Source organism: Spiroplasma endosymbiont of Dactylopius coccus (genome assembly GCF_977110965.1).
Genome location: NZ_OZ373019.1, coordinates 1,250,479 through 1,265,655, shown reverse-complemented (window position 1 = coordinate 1,265,655; position 15,177 = coordinate 1,250,479). Strand labels below are relative to the sequence as shown.

Sequence of the window (15,177 nt, the reverse complement as noted above, 5' to 3'; positions counted from 1 at the left end):
TAAATTCTCCTTTTTGTGTTTTATTTTTTTTCCATAATTGAACGTTCGGTATAAATTTCTTCTTCATGATTTATTGCTTGTTGTTTACGAAGTTTTCTTGGTAATTTAATAGTAAGTTCTCCCTTATGAGAACTTACTTCTTCCATTTGTAACTTCCAATAAACAAGAGTTAAGGTGCCAAAAATTAAGGCTTGAATACTTCCAGCAAATAAATCAAAATAAATATGTAAGAATGGTCCAATTACACCAATTAATAAATTCATCTGACCAATAATTGGGATATTACTTCAAATATTAGCAGTTACCCCATAAAGCATTGCCAAAATAATACTTCCACCTAAAATATTACCAAATAAACGAAAAGATAAAGAAATCAAAGGTGCAAATTGAGTAATTAATTCTAGAGGGTTAATAATAAATTTTTTAAAAAATAAAAGTTTCTGAAATTTAATAGCAATATAATATATTCCAATAAAAGTAACTAATGCCATTGATAAAGTAACAGTATACATTGATGACTGTGGTTCAAGACCAATAATCGATAATCAATTACCAATTAAAATATAACCCATTACATATAACAAATAAACTGTCAGGTTTTTATACTTTACGCCAAGAACATCAACAACAATTTTTTCAACTGATTTAATTATTAATTCAACAACTAAAACAACACCTCTTGGATCTTCATCAGGCTTCATTCGTTTTACTTTATAATAATAAATATAACTAATAACACTGATAAAGACTGTTGTTATCAAAATTGTTACCAATTGTGGCATAATTTGTAAATAATTCCAACTTTCCAATCCAGCTAAAGTTTCCATTTAAATTCCTTCTTTTAAGTTATTTTTTTGATATACACATAATGTTGCAGTAATAGTAGCAACCATTAATATTGACATTCCGGCAATTATAGTAAAAATATTAGCAAAGTTAAAGAAAATATTCAAAACTATAATTGAACCATAAATTAACATTCTTAATAAGAATCCAAAATATGCTAAGGTTTGTTTTAAATGTATTCCGCTGGTTAATCATTTTGACGATAAATATAAAAAGCATAACCCAATCATACTTCCTATAAAACCAATATTAAATCCAGCAATTAATAACCAATGGTTTGTATTAATTATAACAGTTATAATTAATCCTACATTAATTAATAATCAGTAGCATAACATTGTAAAAAGTATTGAAAGAAAAAGGTTATTTCTAATTTTTTCCATTAAAATATTTATTTAGTTCCAAAAATTCGATCACCAGCATCACCCAATCCAGGTACAATATAACCATCATCATTTAATTCTTTATCCAACGCTGCTAAAAAAATCTTAACATCAGGATGATTATGATTAATTTTCTTAATAGCTACTGGTGCTCCTACAATGGAAACTAAAGTAATATTTTTAAAACCTACTTTTTTTAATTCTTTAATAGCAGCGTCAGCAGTACCACCAGTAGCAAGCATTGGATCTAAGATAAATACTAATGCATCACTTATATTTTTAATATTTTTGGGATATTTAAAAAAATATTTTTGTGGTTTTAAAGTTTCTTCATCACGATAAAGACCAACATGACTAATAATTGCATTAGGTACTACATACTCAAATCCATTTGTCATCCCTAATCCTGCTCTTAAAATCGGAGAAAGAATGATTGTCTTGGTTAATGTTTTACCAATAACTTTAGTAATGGGTGTTTCAACTTCAATTTCATCAAGAGGAATATCTTTAAATACTTCATAAGCCATTAACGTTGCAATTTCGCTTAAATTCTCTTTGAAATCTTTTTTTTGGGTTAAGTGATTTCTAATTCTTGTTAATTTATCTTGTATTAAAGGATGATTAACAATAAACAGATTTTTACTACTTTTCACTAAAAACACTCCTTTATCTTTAATGCGTATATTTTCAATAATTTAAAATATATACTAATATGAAATTTTACGCCTTTTAATTTATAAATCAATAAAATAACAATAAATGTCATTATCGGATAAAAATTTCTCTTTAGTTATCGAGTAAAAATTTCCCAAAAGTGAAGTTATTATTTTATACTACCAAATATTTAATTTTAAAAAATCTCTAATTAGAGATTTTTATTTTTTTAATACTAAACGATATAAAATTTTAAAACGTTTGTTTATGAGCAAATTTGGTACCTTAAAATTAATTTTAAAAATATAATAGATTGCAACAGCAATTTCTCGTTTTTACATTTATGATAAACTTGGTTTATATCCACTTGTTGAAAGTTGATTTTGCAAATCTATCGAATTTATTCATTCTCCAATACCTTCATCATCAAAAGAGTTTAGACTTATTTCTTCAAAACCATCAGTTTTTATGTTTTCTCTTTCTAAAAATAATTTGTCTCTAGAAACATCATGATATAATGTTTTAACTATGTCTGACAATGTTTTTAAACGTTTTTCAAAACTAATGTCTTCTATTTGTATTTTTAGTGATTTAATTTTAAATTCACCAAATCAATTTTCATATTGATTTAATTTAAGAATTCTATGATTTTTATCTTGAAAATAATCATCTAATACTTTCTTTCATATTTTATTTTCTAGATTTCGTATTTCTCTATCTTCTTTTGATAAAAAAATTTCATTTTTATCATTATTTTTTAGTAATTCACATCTTTTTAATTCTAAATCTTTAATCTTTTCTAAATGTTCTTCTTTAATCAAATTTAATGCTTTAATTTTTTTATTTTTTTCTTTCATTATATTTTCATATTGTCCCATTAACTTTTCATTTCTTTTTTCGGTTGCTTTTTGATATTTTTTTGCAATTTTATTTTTTGAATTTTCTTTTTTTCTAATTTTTTTATCTAATTCTTCTAATATATTTAATATTTTTTCTTCTTCAAGAAATTCAAAATTATAATTTAAATTATAATTTTTATTATATAATTCCATATATTCTGAATTTTTTATTTCTTCTTTTTCATTTTTTTGTTTGAAAAGATTCATTCAATCATTTATTTCTTCTGAATTAACTAATTCTAATATTTTTTCTGTATTCATATATTTTTTCATACCTCTTCTTATTTTATTTCAATTTTATAAAAAACCCATTGACTTTAATTCAAAATCAATGGGTTAAAAACTAATATTTAGTTCTTCTTATTTTTTAACAAATTTTGGATATTTTACAATCTTTTTTTAAAAAAAACAAAAAAAGTTCCTATAAAATTGGGGAACTAAAGTTTTTGGAATTTATTTGGAATATATCTACAATTTAATTTTCCAAAAGTGAAGTTATTTTATACTACCAAATATTTAATTTAAAAAAATCTCTAATTAGAGATTTTTTTAATACCAAACCATATAAATTTTTAAATCGTTTGTATATAAGCAAATTAGATATCTTAAAATTGATTTTAAATATAAAAGATATTGTAATTACAATATCTTATTTTTTACATTTTTGGTGATCTTGGTTTAGTGGTACTTGTTAAATATTTAATATTTTTTGATATTTTATTTTCTATTTGGTTAATTTCCAACGCCATTTTTTTAAGATTCAAAAGTTTTTTGTCTAAATGTTTTAATCTTTCGTTAATTTGCTTATTTTCAACTATAAGATTGTTATTTTTTTTATTTAAATAATTTACTTTTTGATTTATATTTTCTATAAATAAATTGTCATTTATTTTTTTCGATTTATTAATTTCATCTTTAAAATAATCAAAGGCTTCAATACCAATTTCATTTTTATTAGTATTTATTCTTTTTAATTCAATACTATCTTGTTTTTGTTCTTTATTTTCTAAAAACATTGTTTCTCATTCTGGATTCATTTTCTTTTTCATAATAACTTCAGTCCTTAATAATTTAAATTTTTACTGAGTTTAATTTAGTATTACTTGTTGAAAGTTGATTTTGCAAATCTATAGAATTTATTTCATTTTTACAATTCAATGAAAAAGTTTCGTTTGATTTTAGAAATTTAGGATTAAAAATGTTTCCTGTTATTAAACAAGGTTTATTTGAAAACAAATTCATCTGTTTTAGTATTTCACTTTTATTAATTAAAAATTTTCTTTCTTGTTTTTTATTTTGAAAAATAGGTGATTGATTAATATAATTTGCACCTAAATTAACAAATTTTTGTTTTTCATCACTTAATCTATCTTTTCACATAAGACCAAATAACTCTTTAATAGCTTCTTTATCAAGACCATCAAATTCTGGTTCTCCCTTATCGTTACATTTGAATTTAGACTTTTCTATAAAATCAATCATTTTTTTAGTTTCTATTAGTTCTTTAAATATTACTTTATAAGTATTTTTATACATTTGTCGAAATATAATTTTATTCATAAAATCTTCCTTTCAAAATAAAAACTCAATTACTTTAAAATTAAAGTAGTGAGTTAAAAACTTATATTAAGTTTAATTAAATTATACAAAAAAAAGTTCCTGTATAAAACAAGGAACTAAAATTTTTAAGGGTTATTTGAAATTTGTATTTACTTAACACTGTAATTTTCCAAAATAATTTAATTTTTTAATAAATATTTTTGGGAAATTTTCACTCGATATTGACATAAAATAACAATAAAAATAACGAAAAAAGATAAAAGATTTATTCAAAAATTATTTTTTTAATTGTTAATAACATTCTTATAGTTCAAAATTAACTAAATAAAAATATAATTTATAAATTTTATTTTAATAACTTTGTTTTTATTTTAAAAAATTAAAATCTAAAATATAAATTTAATAAATTTCTTTTATTGATATAGAAAATTATATATTTACAATAAACTATTAATAGTAATTTTTGTCTTATTTTTATCAAAAAAAATCTTATGTTAAAATTAAAAGATAAAACTTCATACAAGTTTTTAAACTATTATTTTAATTTTAAAATAAATAGTTTTTTTATTTTGAAAGGAGAAAAAATGAAAAAAATTCAAAAATACTTTACATATACAGGTGGAATATTAGGTGGTAGTGCAGCACTAAGTGGCATAAGTTATTTTATTATGATTTAATTTCAAAAAATAAGGAAGCTTTACATGATCCAGAAGCAGGAATGGCACTCTTTGGAATAATGGTTAGTATAACAGGTTCAACTTTTATTGGAGCATTTTTAGGTTCTAAACTAGGGTATGGAATTAGCACTTCCATTTCAAATATTTATGATAAATGTTTTCCAACAAATATTTCTGATATTAATGTTGAAAGTAATAACGAACAACAAATATCTGAAAGAACTCCATTATTAAGAAATAACGATATAACAAGTATTAATGGTGAACAATTACCAATAATTAATCAAAATCATTGTCAATTAACTTTTTCATAAACTTAATAAAAATAAATGTTGGTAATTTACTAACATTTTTTATTTATGATTAAATAACAATAAAAAAAAGTTACTGTTTAACACCCATTTTTTTCATTTCTTCATATAACCTATTATTATTTCTATTATTTCATGTACCAAATTGATGATTAAAAGAAGTAAGCAAAGGATAAGAAAACCCAAGTTCTACTAATTTTTTAATACATTTAAAATAATCTTCTTTTAATGGTAAAACAACTTCAGTAACTTTCTGTTTTCATGGTTGTTTATATTGAATACCACTATAAATATCATTTAATTCAGGTACAATAAAAGCATAAATTCCACCAACATCAACTTCCATAAAATTATGTTTATTTGGATGAGGATATTCAAAAATTTTAATATGTAAAACCAAATGTTCTAATAAATTACAATAAACTAATCGATCAGCATATTGATAGGCAAATGGTGACTTTTGAGCTCATTTGGGAGTAGATAACAAAATTGCTTTATCTTCATCAATATGATGAATATATAAACCTTCTTTTCCCCTTGTTATTCCTTGTGATTTCTTAGAACCTGTTTAAAATCTTTTTAATAAAATTGAAATAAAGGAAAGAACAACCATTTGTAAGCTAGTATTTAATTTTCTTTCACAATTTTTTCATAATCTTCTGCATTTTTCTAATCATGCAAAACTTCGTTCTACAACTCATCTTTTTGGCAATAATACAAAAGAATGTAATTCATTACGTTTGATAACTTCAACATTTGCATTTATGATTGTTTTGATTTTAAAAGCAAATTTTTCACCAGTATAACCAGCATCTACTAGTATTTTTTGAACTTTAGATAAATTTTCTTTTTCATTTTCAATCATTATTATAGCACTGTTACGATCTGTTTTTTCTGCTGTGGTTATGTAAATTGTATGCGGTAAACCTTGAGAATCAACAGCAATATGACGCTTTATTCCTGAAATTTTTTTACCAGCATCATAACCTTTATTTTTAGCAGTATCTGTGTTCTTAACACTTTGTGAATCAATTATACAAAAACTAGTTTGTTCTTTTCTACCATTATTGATACGAACTTTTCTAACTAATTTTTTTTAAAATTACTTGTCAAGTGCTAGGTTCTTTATCACTATTTTTACTTCAAATTTGAAAATAATAATATACAGTTTGTCATTTTGGAAAATTTTTTGGTAACATTCTTCATTGACATCCACTTTTTAATACATATAAAACTGCACAAAATACTTCATATAAATCTAAATTTCTTGGTTTTGTTTTCTTTTTGCTATTTTCTAAAATTGATCTTATGTTGGAATGGCAACACTTTTTAGGACTATTTTTTGGTAGACACTTGTTCTTGATATTTGATAGGAGTTAAGTAGTTTAAAGTGCTGTGGATTCTTATGTTGTTGTATCAATTGATATAATCAAATAATTCTAATTTTAATTGGATTAATGATGTAAAATTTTTATCATTAATAAATTCTGTTTTGAAAGTTTTAAAAGTTGCTTCAGCAACAGCATTATCATAAGGACAACCTTTTTTGCTTAAAGATCGAGTAATATTGAATGCTAATAAAAGATTATTAATAATTTTATTGTTAAATTCATTACCTCGATCACTATGAAATATTTGGATATCTTTTAAACAGCGATTTGATTGCATAAATGCTTGATATACTAGTAATGCATCTTTTTTAACTCCAACACTATGTCCAATAATTTCGCGGTTAAATAGGTCTATTAATAGGCAAATATAGTTTCATTTACCATTAACTTGAACGTAAGTTAAATCACTAACAATAAATTCATTTTTAACCCTATTATTAAAGTTTCTATTAACAAGATTGGTTATTTGACTATTATTGACTTTATTATGATGATTTTTGAATGATAATTTAGTGTATTTTGATATTAAATTATGCTTATTCATAATTTCTTTAATTTTTCTGCGTGATAAATAAATTTCTTGGTTTTCTAAAATTTTTTTTAATCTTCTAGTACCATAAACTTCTTTATTTTCTTTAAAAGCACTAATAACAGCTTCATCATACATATTATTTTTGATTTTATTTTCTTTTTTCTTTAAGTTAAAATAATATGTTGATTTAGATATTTTCAAAAAACGACACATTGTGCGAATTTTATATTTAACTTTATTTTTAGCAATAATTTCTACTTTCTGCCTATTATTAGTGCTGCTTGCTTTAAAATATCATTTTCCATTCTTAATTGTTTTAATTCTTTTCTTAATTTAATTAATTCATTTTCTTCAACAGAACGATTATCTTTAGTTTTAAAACTACCTGAATTAGTAAATTGCTTAATTCAATTATAAGTAGCTGCTATTGTAACATTGTACTCTTTAGCAAGACAAGACACTGACTTACCGCTTTGATATAAAGCTACTATTTGTTTTTTAAATTCATCTGAATATGAGTTAATATTGGCCATAATTATACTTCCTTTCTTTTCACTAATTTGTTCACTTGTCTACGTAATTAGTGTCCAATAAAGTGTAACCCATCCATAACTGTCAGGTTAGAAATAATTATTCCCTTTTTTAGTTTAATTATGTTTAAAAGATTCCAAACAGGTTCTTAGACATTTTTGCATCTGAAAAATAATTTTTTGAAATACATCCATATTTATTTTTTAAAAAATTACAAACATTTTCATAATTCATTGTTAATAATTTTTCTACTTCTGACATGCTTACCCCATACTATACTACTTTATTTTTATGATAATAATGAAAATCAAGTTTTCTTTTTTATTACCCAAAATAATATAAATTAATCTTTAACAAAATCTAAGACAAAACTAAAACTACCATGTAATAAAAAATGATAATCATCTTCAATAGCATTAACATTAATATGAACATCATCAAATGTTTTAATAGATTCTGATAAAGTATGACCTTCTACATTAACAATATAGTCACTATCTTGTTTTGCTGTTGGAACAATAGCATTAATTTTACTTTCAATTAATGATAAACAACGTAAAGCAATTGCTTCACCAAAAGTAGTGGTATTAATTTTAATTTTTTCTTCTTGCTTATCAATATTAACATTACTAATGTCTTTAGCTTTTGATACTAATTTTACACAAGCATTAAAACTACCTTTTAAAAAATTACTATTATTTGAAGCAGATACATTAACAGCAAGTGATTCAAATTTATCAATTTTAGCATACATATCATTATGATTAACAATTGTTATTTTATAATCGGTTCCATTTTCTGGTTTTTTTCCTTCTGGAACTAATTTATTAATTTCAGTTTGTACTTTAGTTTTAAATTTAATTAAAGCTGTATTATAAATATCTTTATTTAATTCAACAGGAGCATTAGTAACTCCCATATTAATATTACTAATATCAACATATTTTTGATTTGCATCATTTACCTTATCACATGCAATAAGTGGTAAAGAAATAATGTTCGTTAAAAACATCGCTTTAAATACTTTTAATATTTTTCTCATAGTTTTTCACCTATTATTCTCTCGAAAAAACTAATCTTCTTAGTTTTAACTTTATATTTCTTAATTATTTTTGATTATTAACTTATTATTATTTTGTTTTCTTGAATATTTTTTATAACTATTTGTTCCAATAAAAATATAGTAAATTAAAATATTAATAGAACCTATTAATACTGATACTAAACCAAAATATAACAATAGGCTAACTTTAAAAGAAGAAAAAGAAAATATAATTCCTAAAGTAATTAAAAAAAAGCCAGTAAATTGAATAAACTTTCAAGTATTAAATTTAAAGTGTTTTTTTGCCATAATTTTGCTCCTAATAATCTAGTTGCTTCGCAACTCACCCCAGTGGCGTAAACGCCACGGCCAACCAACCAAGGTTCTGGTTGGCTCCGACCAATAATATAGGTTTACTCTATTTTAACATCTTTCTTATTTTTCTTAGAATATTTATTTCTATAATAACAAGTACGGCATACAGTATTTTCAGTTTCTTTCTTTTCAGTTTGTAATATATTATCCAACTTATCTAATCCTACTGCTCTAATATCATCAACAGTAAAATCTAATGCTTGTGATTGTTCATTGGAATGGCAACACTTTTTAGGACTATTTTTTGGTAGACACTTGTTCTTGATATTTGATAGGAGTTAAGTAGTTTAAAGTGCTGTGGATTCTTATGTTGTTGTATCAATTGATATAATCAAATAATTCTAATTTTAATTGGATTAATGATGTAAAATTTTTATCATTAATAAATTCAGTTTTGAAAGTTTTAAAAGTTGCTTCAGCAACAGCATTATCATAAGGACAACCTTTTTTGCTTAAAGATCGAGTAATATTGAATGCTAATAAAAGATTATTAATAATTTTATTGTTAAATTCATTACCTCGATCACTATGAAATATTTGGATATCTTTTAAACATCGATTTGATTGCATAAATGCTTGATATACTAGTAATGCATCTTTTTTAACTCCAACACTATGTCCAATAATTTCGCGGTTAAATAGGTCTATTAATAGGCAAATATAGTTTCATTTACCATTAACTTGAACGTAAGTTAAATCACTAACAATAACTTCGTTTTTAACCCTATTATTAAAGTTTCTATTAACAAGATTGGTTATTTGACTATTATTGACTTTATTATGATGATTTTTGAATGATAATTTAGTGTATTTTGATATTAAATTATGCTTATTCATAATTTCTTTAATTTTTCTGCGTGACAAATAAATTTCTTGGTTTTCTAAAATTTTTTTTAATCTTCTAGTACCATAAACTTCTTTATTTTCTTTAAAAGCACTAATAACAGCTTCATCATACATATTATTTTTGATTTTATTTTCTTTTTTCTTTAAGTTAAAATAATATGTTGATTTAGATATTTTCAAAAAACGACACATTGTGCGAATTTTATATTTAACTTTATTTTTGACAATAATTTTTATTTTCTGCCTATTATTAGTGCTGCTTGCTTTAAAATATCATTTTCCATTCTTAATTGTTTTAATTCTTTTCTTAATTTAATTAATTCATTTTCTTCAACAGAACGATTATCTTTAGTTTTAAAACTACCTGAATTAGTAAATTGCTTAATTCAATTATAAGTAGCTGCTCTTGTAACATTGTACTCTTTAGCAAGACAAGACACTGACTTACTGCTTTGATATAAAGCTACTATTTGTTTTTTAAATTCATCTGAATATGAGTTAATATTGGCCATAATTATACTTCCTTTCTTTTCACTAATTTGTTCACTTGTCTACGTAATTAGTGTCCAATAAAGTGTAACCCATCCAAAGTTATCAGAAATAAAAAAGTTTTTCCTAATGATATGGAAGAATTGAAAACATTTTATTTAGCAATTGAAAATATAACAAAAAAATGAACAATGCCCATTCAAAATTGAAATACAGCAATTGCTCATTTTATGATAAAATTTGAAGATAGAATTAATCTTAACTAGTACTTTGTAAAACAAAGATACACAGATTTCTAAAAAGCCTCACTAAGTCTTTTTATTTTATGAATAAAATTTAATTTAAATAGCTTAATAAATTAAACTGATTTTATCATTTTAATTGATTCTGTTATTATATCAATACCAGAATCATTAGAATTACTCTTTTCTAAGAGTGGCTTTACTTTAGTAAATGGTTCTACTTCTGAAAGTTGTTTTTTTGTTTCAATTTCTACTTCTATCTTAAAATTATCTAAACTAGAATCTGAAATAGATGATTTATTTTCATTAATTTTTATTTTTAATTGACTTTCTCTTACTATTAGTGTTTCTATATCTTTATCAAGTTTATCTAAACTAATGGAATTTAATGAATTTAATTTATCACTTTTTTCTTTTTGAAGTATTTCTAAATCGGTTAATGGTTGCATATTTTCAATTGAAATATTTTTTAATTTTTCTCTTTGTTGTTTAATTTTTAGTATTGTATTTTCTAATAAAAATTGTTTTTGACTATTAGTCACTTTTAAATCTTCTATTTCTTTAGTACTATTCTTTTTGCTTAATTGTGCTTTTAATACTAGTCAATTTTCCTTTAATATATTTGTCTCTTTTTTATGTTTTAATATCTCATTAAACAAATCTTTTTCTTGTTTTATTTTTTTTTCATTTGCCATTCGTAAATCAGTAATTTCTTTATTTATATTACTTCGATTAACAAATTCTTTATCTAATTTTTTTTGAACACTTTTGTAATTACAAAAAATGCCAAAAGTTAATAGTGAAATAACACGACGTCAAATACTATCTCTTCAAGCTTGTAAAACTATAATATTTTGAAAAATATTTTCTGAATCTTTTAGTTTTAAACTAATATTTTCTTCATTACTTTTAATTTCTTTTTCTAAACAAGAAATTGAATTAGTTTTTGCATCTATATTGTCATTTAATGTTTTAATATTTAAATTTATTTCATCTATTTTTGTGATTAATTGTTCTTTAGAACTTTCATTATCATTTAAAATAGATTGTATTTGACCTTTATTTGCATCAATGTCTGTTGTTAATTGTTCCTTGTTTTTTTCTAATCTTTCAATTTCTAATTCAATTTCTGATTTTTGTTTTATTAATGCAATTAAATTTTCTAAACTTTGTAATTCCGCTTTCAATTCTTCTTTTTTTAAAATTTCTTTTTTTAAATTTAATATTTTAGTTTTTTCTTCTTGTAATTTTGTCATATTTTCTTTTAATGCTTTTAAACTACCATTAAAAAAAGATGATTCTTGAATTATTTCTTTTAAATTAAATAATTCATTTCTAATTCTTTCTAAGGTTCTTCTGTTACCTGCTTTGTCTAGATTTCTGTTTTTTATATCTTTATCAGTTTCTTTACTTTCAACTTCTAAAGTATATATATTTTCATTAACTGCTTTTAATTTATCAGTCATCTGATTAACATATTGTTCAATAAATGTTTTTTTATCTTCACTATCTTTGATATTTCTTAATTGACTTTCAGCTTTCTTCAATATATCTTCTAGTTGTTTTCTTTCAAATTCAAAACTTGCTTGTTTTTCGGCAATATTTTGTTTCTTGATTTCTAATTCCTCAAGTTTTAACCCAAGAGTTTGAAGATATTCTTTCACATTGTTTCGATCTTCTATTTTCTTTAAATATTTTTGTAAATCATCCTTATATTTTTCTTCTCCAAATAACATAAAAAAACTCCTTTATAAAGTAAAAAACCTATTACTCTTAAAAAAATAAAAGCTATGGGTCAAAAACTATTTTTAATTTATGTTTTTATTATATCAAAATCAAACAAATTTTAATATAATTAATTGAATTATTTAACTTTATCATTGATAATTAATTATATTAAAAAATTAATTTGGAGGAAGCAAAATATATGGCTCGTATTATATCTGGAATAACTAGCACTGGAAAATTAACTCTTGGTAACTACTTGGGAGCAATTAATAATTTTTTAAAATTGCAAGAAGAACATGAACTCTTAATATTTGTTGCAAATTTACATGGATTAACACTACCAATAAAAGCACAAGAATTAAGAGATAATATTAAAGATATTGCCGCTTGATATTTTGCTGCTGGTATTATACCAAATAAATCTCATATTTTTATTCAATCTGATGTTTTAGCCCATAGTCAATTAGGATATATATTATTATGTAATAGTTATGTCGGTGAATTAGAACGAATGACACAATTTAAAGATAAAAGTCAAAAAATGACAAATCAACAAAATAAAACGATTAGTATTCCAACAGGCATTCTTACATATCCAGCATTAATGGCTGCTGATATTTTACTATATGACGCTGATTTTGTGCCAGTTGGTGTTGATCAAACTCAACATTTAGAATTGACAAAAACTTTAGCAACAAGAATGAATAACAATTATAAAACTGATTTATTCAAAATTCCTAAAATAATTATTGATAAACAAGCACAGAAAATTATGAGTTTACAAGAACCTGAAAAAAAAATGTCAAAATCTGATACTAATCTAAAAAATACTATTTTTTTAAGCGATAGCAAACAAGAAGTTACCAATAAAATTAAAAAAGCAGTTACTGATTCAGAAAATATTATTAAATTTGATCCAGAACATAAGCCTGGAGTTAGTAATTTATTAACTATTTATGCTAGCATTACTAAAAAAGATATCAAAACTTGTGAACAATACTTCAGCAATCACAATTATGGTTTTTTAAAAGAAGAAGTAATTAAAGTAATAAATGATTTATTAGAACCAATGCAAAAAAAACACCAAGAATTTATTAATGAAAAATCATCACAATTAGCAAAATATTTAGAAGAAGGTGCAAATTTTGCTAATAATATTGCTACTAAAAAATTAAACTTTGTTCAAGACACAATGGGTATTAATTTTATCGAGAAAGAAAGATAGGAGGAAGAGACAATGTCTTTATACAATAAAAAACAAAAACATTTAATCCTAGTTGATTTAGATGGTACTGTATTAAAAAGTGGTGGTCGAGAAATTCATATTAATACTAAAAAATCACTAATTGATGCTCAAAAACAAGGTCATATTGTTTGTATTGTCACTGGTCGACCTTATCGTGGATCAATTAAATTTTATCGTGAATTAGGTCTTGATACATTACTATGCAATTTTAATGGTGGCCATATTCATGATCCAAAAATCAAAAAATTCAAACGATTAGTTTTTCCAATTTCTGAAACAATTGTTAAACATATTTTAAATGAAGACTATATTTTTCAACAAATTGAAAACGCGGTTATTGAATATTACAACAAAGCAGTATGTTGAAAAAAAGATGATTTCTTTGAAACTTATTTTCATTTAGATACTATTGAAAATGATACTTTTACAATTAGTAAATTAATTCGTGATTGAAAAGGGAGCGCTAATGCCATTTTAATTGAATTTAAAGAAAATACTAATCTTGATCAAGTATATCGTGACTTGGAAAAATATTCAAACTCAATTAAGGTAAATACTTGAAATCGTTATGATAATAATAAACTAATCTTTGAAATTTCAAGTAAATTTATTGATAAAGGAATGACAGCTCGCATTTTGGCTCAATATTATAATGTTGATATTAGAGATGTTATTGCTTATGGTGATGAAATTAATGATAAAGAAATGTTGATGGAAGTTGGCTATGGTGTAGCAATGAAAAATGGTAATATTGTTATTAAAAGTATTGCCAATGATATTACTACTAAAACTAATGATGAGGGTGGCGTTGGTGATCATTTATCAAAATTATTAAATCTTTATGAAGAAAGTGAAATTTATATTTAATGGAAATGAAAATATATTAACTATTATTTCCATACTTGTAATATGATATAGTTTTTAAACATTAATATAAGTTTTTAACCTATTTACTTTATTTTTAAAGTAAATAGGTTTTTATTTAAAAAAGTTTTTTATAAATTTAATATACTAAAATAAAAAACCTATTGTTTTATTTTTCAAAACAATAGGGCATTAATTATATTAAACTTCTACTAAATATAAATATTTTAATACTATTAATACAAAAAACTATAAAACTTCTAAAGGCAAGAAGTCAAAAATTTCTGGGTGATTGGCACAAAACTTTAATTCCGAATCATTTTTTTGTTCTTCAATTTTAATTTTTAATTCATTTAATTGTTTTTTTATTTTAAGTAATTGAGCAGGTGCTGGTGGTTGTTTATCTCATTCATCAAATAATGTTTTACCTGTTTTAAAAAGTTTTTCATACTGACATTTTAAACAACTATTTTGCTGTGATTCATGATCATGGATATTTTTGCCAAACATAAAATTACCTACTTTCCTCAATTCTTTTACTTAAATTTATTATACCAAATA

The 15,177-nt window shown here is 22.9% G+C and carries 18 protein-coding genes and 1 pseudogene; 4 read left to right on the top strand and 15 right to left on the bottom strand.

From position 1 onward, the window contains the following. Nucleotides 1–20: 20 nt before the first annotated feature. From ACXUB0_RS07990 to ACXUB0_RS07965, 6 genes are all read right to left on the bottom strand, one after another. Nucleotides 21–827 (bottom strand): F0F1 ATP synthase subunit A, encoded by an 807-nt coding sequence (locus tag ACXUB0_RS07990; protein WP_458258334.1) that lies wholly within the window; start codon nucleotides 825–827, stop codon nucleotides 21–23. Next, on the bottom strand, nucleotides 828–1,076 hold the full coding sequence (locus ACXUB0_RS07985; protein WP_338978516.1) for a hypothetical protein: 249 nt from the start codon (nucleotides 1,074–1,076) through the stop codon (nucleotides 828–830). A 161-nt stretch (nucleotides 1,077–1,237) separates the two neighbouring features. Beyond that, entirely contained in the window at nucleotides 1,238–1,864 is a 627-nt protein-coding gene (gene upp / locus ACXUB0_RS07980; protein WP_252319382.1) for a uracil phosphoribosyltransferase, read from the bottom strand. A gap of 360 nt (nucleotides 1,865–2,224) precedes the next feature. Further along, nucleotides 2,225–3,043, bottom strand: coding sequence for a hypothetical protein (locus ACXUB0_RS07975; protein WP_458258333.1), 819 nt, complete (start codon nucleotides 3,041–3,043; stop codon nucleotides 2,225–2,227). Between the two features lie 395 nt (nucleotides 3,044–3,438). Then, nucleotides 3,439–3,831 carry a hypothetical protein gene (locus tag ACXUB0_RS07970; RefSeq protein ID WP_458258332.1) on the bottom strand — a complete coding sequence of 131 codons (393 nt, stop codon included), beginning with the start codon at nucleotides 3,829–3,831 and terminating at the stop codon, nucleotides 3,439–3,441. 22 nt (nucleotides 3,832–3,853) lie between these two features. After that, on the bottom strand, nucleotides 3,854–4,342 hold the full coding sequence (locus ACXUB0_RS07965; protein WP_458258331.1) for a hypothetical protein: 489 nt from the start codon (nucleotides 4,340–4,342) through the stop codon (nucleotides 3,854–3,856). A 736-nt stretch (nucleotides 4,343–5,078) separates the two neighbouring features. Here ACXUB0_RS07965 and ACXUB0_RS07960 point away from each other — a divergent pair. Continuing rightward, the gene (locus ACXUB0_RS07960) at nucleotides 5,079–5,333 is read left to right on the top strand and encodes a hypothetical protein (RefSeq protein WP_458258330.1); all 255 of its coding nucleotides are present in this window, start codon (nucleotides 5,079–5,081) and stop codon (nucleotides 5,331–5,333) included. A 70-nt stretch (nucleotides 5,334–5,403) separates the two neighbouring features. Here the strand turns inward: ACXUB0_RS07960 and ACXUB0_RS07955 are convergent, their stop codons facing one another. The 7 genes from ACXUB0_RS07955 to ACXUB0_RS07925 all read right to left on the bottom strand — a co-directional run bounded on the left by ACXUB0_RS07955 (nucleotide 5,404) and on the right by ACXUB0_RS07925 (nucleotide 10,559). Then, nucleotides 5,404–5,817 (bottom strand): hypothetical protein, encoded by a 414-nt coding sequence (locus ACXUB0_RS07955; protein ID WP_458258329.1) that lies wholly within the window; start codon nucleotides 5,815–5,817, stop codon nucleotides 5,404–5,406. A gap of 81 nt (nucleotides 5,818–5,898) precedes the next feature. Further along, nucleotides 5,899–6,640 (bottom strand): IS5 family transposase gene (locus ACXUB0_RS07950; protein ID WP_458258807.1). Its coding sequence is split into 2 segments (ribosomal slippage): nucleotides 5,899–6,417 and nucleotides 6,419–6,640, totalling 741 coding nucleotides; the frame shifts between segments, so codons are not numbered across the junction. Between the two features lie 25 nt (nucleotides 6,641–6,665). Further along, nucleotides 6,666–7,786, bottom strand: a protein-coding gene (locus ACXUB0_RS07945; RefSeq protein WP_458258328.1) for an IS3 family transposase whose coding sequence is annotated in 2 segments (ribosomal slippage) — nucleotides 6,666–7,510 and nucleotides 7,510–7,786 — 1,122 coding nt in all. Because the reading frame shifts where the segments join, the coding sequence is not laid out codon by codon here. Nucleotides 7,787–7,910: 124 nt separating this feature from the next. After that, the gene (locus ACXUB0_RS07940) at nucleotides 7,911–8,045 is read right to left on the bottom strand and encodes a hypothetical protein (RefSeq protein ID WP_458258327.1); all 135 of its coding nucleotides are present in this window, start codon (nucleotides 8,043–8,045) and stop codon (nucleotides 7,911–7,913) included. 82 nt (nucleotides 8,046–8,127) lie between these two features. Next, nucleotides 8,128–8,826, bottom strand: a complete 699-nt coding sequence (locus ACXUB0_RS07935; protein ID WP_458258326.1) for a hypothetical protein — start codon at nucleotides 8,824–8,826, stop codon at nucleotides 8,128–8,130. 60 nt (nucleotides 8,827–8,886) lie between these two features. After that, nucleotides 8,887–9,135, bottom strand: a complete 249-nt coding sequence (locus tag ACXUB0_RS07930) for a hypothetical protein (protein WP_252319347.1) — start codon at nucleotides 9,133–9,135, stop codon at nucleotides 8,887–8,889. Between the two features lie 303 nt (nucleotides 9,136–9,438). Beyond that, nucleotides 9,439–10,559, bottom strand: a protein-coding gene (locus ACXUB0_RS07925) for an IS3 family transposase (protein WP_458258325.1) whose coding sequence is annotated in 2 segments (ribosomal slippage) — nucleotides 9,439–10,283 and nucleotides 10,283–10,559 — 1,122 coding nt in all. Because the reading frame shifts where the segments join, the coding sequence is not laid out codon by codon here. A 75-nt stretch (nucleotides 10,560–10,634) separates the two neighbouring features. Between ACXUB0_RS07925 and ACXUB0_RS07920 the strand changes: the two are divergent. Further along, nucleotides 10,635–10,802: pseudogene (locus tag ACXUB0_RS07920) on the top strand (IS256 family transposase); the annotation flags it as partial. A gap of 92 nt (nucleotides 10,803–10,894) precedes the next feature. On the opposite strand, the gene ACXUB0_RS07915 reads toward ACXUB0_RS07920, so the two are convergent. After that, the gene (locus tag ACXUB0_RS07915) at nucleotides 10,895–12,514 is read right to left on the bottom strand and encodes a hypothetical protein (protein WP_458258324.1); all 1,620 of its coding nucleotides are present in this window, start codon (nucleotides 12,512–12,514) and stop codon (nucleotides 10,895–10,897) included. A gap of 191 nt (nucleotides 12,515–12,705) precedes the next feature. Between ACXUB0_RS07915 and trpS the strand changes: the two genes are divergently transcribed. Beyond that, nucleotides 12,706–13,731 (top strand): tryptophan--tRNA ligase, encoded by a 1,026-nt coding sequence (gene trpS, locus ACXUB0_RS07910; protein ID WP_338973834.1) that lies wholly within the window; start codon nucleotides 12,706–12,708, stop codon nucleotides 13,729–13,731. A 12-nt stretch (nucleotides 13,732–13,743) separates the two neighbouring features. Next, nucleotides 13,744–14,619, top strand: coding sequence for an HAD-IIB family hydrolase (locus tag ACXUB0_RS07905; RefSeq protein WP_458258323.1), 876 nt, complete (start codon nucleotides 13,744–13,746; stop codon nucleotides 14,617–14,619). Nucleotides 14,620–14,865: 246 nt separating this feature from the next. Here the strand turns inward: ACXUB0_RS07905 and ACXUB0_RS07900 are convergent, their stop codons facing one another. Beyond that, a complete protein-coding gene (locus ACXUB0_RS07900) occupies nucleotides 14,866–15,126 on the bottom strand; it encodes a hypothetical protein (RefSeq protein WP_174480370.1) in 261 nt (86 codons plus the stop codon). Nucleotides 15,127–15,177 lie beyond the last annotated feature (51 nt).